Source organism: Psychrobacter piscatorii (assembly GCF_001444505.1).
Taxonomy (GTDB): domain Bacteria; phylum Pseudomonadota; class Gammaproteobacteria; order Pseudomonadales; family Moraxellaceae; genus Psychrobacter; species Psychrobacter piscatorii_B.
The window spans coordinates 1-3,322 of record NZ_LNDJ01000012.1 but is presented as its reverse complement, the minus strand read 5'-3'; the positions used below and the strand labels follow the sequence as shown (position 1 = coordinate 3,322).

Sequence of the window (3,322 nt, the reverse complement as noted above, 5' to 3'; positions counted from 1 at the left end):
CACTTAACCTAACTGAATCAAGGTGAACGGTGATATCGAAATGTTCTGTCTGTTTCTATAGCCTGAGCTATACAAGATAGATTAATTAGACTTGTATACAAACCACTTGGGTGTTGTATGGTCAAGCCAAACGAGCAATTAGTACAGGTTAGCTACACACATCGCTGCGCTTCCACACCCTGCCTATCAACGTCCTAGTCTTGAACGGCTCTTTAGGGAAATCTAATCTTGAGGTGGGCTTCCCGCTTAGATGCTTTCAGCGGTTATCCCATCCGAACGTAGCTACCGGGCAATGCCACTGGCGTGACAACCCGAACACCAGAGGTTCGTCCACTCTGGTCCTCTCGTACTAGGAGCAGATCCTCTCAAATTTCCAACGCCCACGGTAGATAGGGACCGAACTGTCTCACGACGTTCTAAACCCAGCTCGCGTACCTCTTTAAATGGCGAACAGCCATACCCTTAGGACCTGCTTCAGCCCTAGGATGAGATGAGCCGACATCGAGGTGCCAAACACCGCCGTCGATATGAACTCTTGGGCGGTATCAGCCTGTTATCCCCAGAGTACCTTTTATCCGTTGAGCGATGGCCCTTCCATACAGAACCACCGGATCACTAAGACCTACTTTCGTACCTGCTCGACTTGTGGGTCTCGCAGTTAAGCGCGCTTTTGCCTTTATACTCTTCGACCGATTTCCGACCGGTCTGAGCGCACCTTCGTACTCCTCCGTTACTCTTTAGGAGGAGACCGCCCCAGTCAAACTACCCACCATACATTGTCCTCGGTATTGTGATACCTGAGTTAGAACCCCAACATGACCAGGGTGGTATTTCAAGATTGGCTCCACCAAGACTAGCGTCTCGGTTTCAAAGCCTCCCACCTATCCTGCACAAGTCAGGTCAAAGTTCAATGTAAAGCTGTAGTAAAGGTTCACGGGGTCTTTCCGTCTAGCCGCGGGTACACAGCATCTTCACTGCGATTTCGATTTCACTGAGTCTCTGCTGGAGACAGCGCTGCCATCATTATGTCATTCGTGCAGGTCGGAACTTACCCGACAAGGAATTTCGCTACCTTAGGACCGTTATAGTTACGGCCGCCGTTTACTGGGGCTTCGATCAAGAGCTTCGCTTACGCTAACCCCATCAATTAACCTTCCAGCACCGGGCAGACATCACACCCTATACGTCCACTTTCGTGTTTGCAGAGTGCTGTGTTTTTAATAAACAGTTGCAGCAGCCTGGTATCTGCGACTGCCAGCAGCTCAAGGAGCAAGTCCTATCACCATCAACAGCGTACCTTCTCCCGAAGTTACGGTACCATTTTGCCTAGTTCCTTCAGCAGAGTTCTCTCAAGCGCCTTGGTATTCTCTACCTGATCACCTGTGTCGGTTTAGGGTACGATTCGTTTATAACTATTGCTTAGAAGCTTTTCCTGGAAGCATGGTATTTGCCACTTCGCTGTACAAGTACAGCTTGCTATCAGATCTCGGTATATAATAGCCCGGATTTACCTAAGCTATAAACCTACATCCTTTCACCTGGACAACCAACGCCAGGCTGACATAACCTTCTCCGTCCCTCCATCGCATTATAAACAAGTATCGGAATATTAACCGATTTCCCATCGACTACGCCTTTCGGCCTCGCCTTAGGGGTCGACTCACCCAGCCCCGATTAACGTTGGACTGGAACCCTTGATCTTCCGGCGTGCGAGCTTTTCACTCGCATTATCGTTACTCACGTCAGCATTCGCTCTTGTGATACCTCCAGCATGCTTTACAACACACCTTCACAGGCTTACACAACGCTCCCCTACCACTTGAAAACAAATTCAAATCCGCAGCTTCGGCTCCTAGTTTGAGCCCCGTTACATCTTCCGCGCGGGCCGACTCGACTAGTGAGCTATTACGCTTTCTTTAAAGGATGGCTGCTTCTAAGCCAACCTCCTAGCTGTCTATGCCTTCCCACCTCGTTTCCCACTTAACTAGGAATTTGGGGCCTTAGCTGGCGGTCTGGGTTGTTTCCCTCTCCACGATGGACGTTAGCACCCACCGTGTGTCTCCCGGATATCACTCATCGGTATTCGGAGTTTGCATCGGTTTGGTAAGTCGGTATGACCCCCTAGCCGAAACAGTGCTCTACCCCCAATGGTGTTCGTCCGAGGCGCTACCTAAATAGCTTTCGGGGAGAACCAGCTATCACCGAGTTTGATTAGCCTTTCACCCCTATCCACAAGTCATCCCCTGGCTTTTCAACGACAGTGGGTTCGGTCCTCCGGTGCCTGTTACGGCACTTTCAACCTGCTCATGGATAGATCACTCGGTTTCGGGTCTATACCCTGCAACTATTCGCCCTATTAAGACTCGGTTTCCCTACGGCTCCCCTAAACGGTTAACCTTGCTACAGAATATAAGTCGCTGACCCATTATACAAAAGGTACGCGGTCACCCAACAAGTGGGCTCCCACTGCTTGTACGCACACGGTTTCAGGTTCTATTTCACTCCCCTCACAGGGGTTCTTTTCGCCTTTCCCTCACGGTACTGGTTCACTATCGGTCAGTCAGGAGTATTTAGCCTTGGAGGATGGTCCCCCCATCTTCAAACAGGATTTCTCGTGCCCCGCTCTACTTAATATGTTAACGCTAATGTTTCGAATACAGGACTATCACCTACTACGGTCAGCTTTCCCACGCTGTTCTTCTACATTAGCACTAATCGGCTTCTCCCCGTTCGCTCGCCGCTACTAGGGGAATCTCAATTGATGTCTATTCCTAAGGGTACTGAGATGTTTCACTTCCCCTCGTTCGCTTCCTAATAAATTAGGATACCTACCTTATGGTAAGTGGGTTTCCCCATTCAGAAATCTCCGGATCACAGGATATTGCCGCCTCCCCGAAGCTTATCGCAGGCTGTCACGTCTTTCATCGCCTCTGACTGCCAAGGCATCCACCATGTGCGCTTCATTACTTGACCATACAACCCCAAGTAGTCTTTCGACTTCTAAGTGTCATACAATCTAATTATGATAACGATATCACCTATGTTTATACGCTTGATTCAGTTCTCTTTACTTTTTTAATAACTCACCCCTGGGATAACAAACAATGTCGTTAAGAGGTGAGTTATTAAGGTTAGGAAGTGCGCGTGAACACGCTCTTCCTAACCCAGACTCATATCTATGTTTTTAAATAGTTCCTATGCTCTCGTCGAGTCATAAGTTTCTGTATAAAACAGAAAGAAGTAATCGTGTCTTTATTCAAAGATAAATCACTTGTTTCTATTTAATACCTATTTTATTTAGCACGCTAAGCTTAAACCGTAT

1 rRNA gene is annotated in these 3,322 nt (G+C 48.3%); it reads right to left on the bottom strand.

Features of this window, described 5'->3' with window-relative positions:
- Positions 1 to 117: 117 nt before the first annotated feature.
- A 23S ribosomal RNA gene (locus AS194_RS01140) occupies positions 118 to 2,973 on the bottom strand.
- Positions 2,974 to 3,322: the final 349 nt, after the last annotated feature.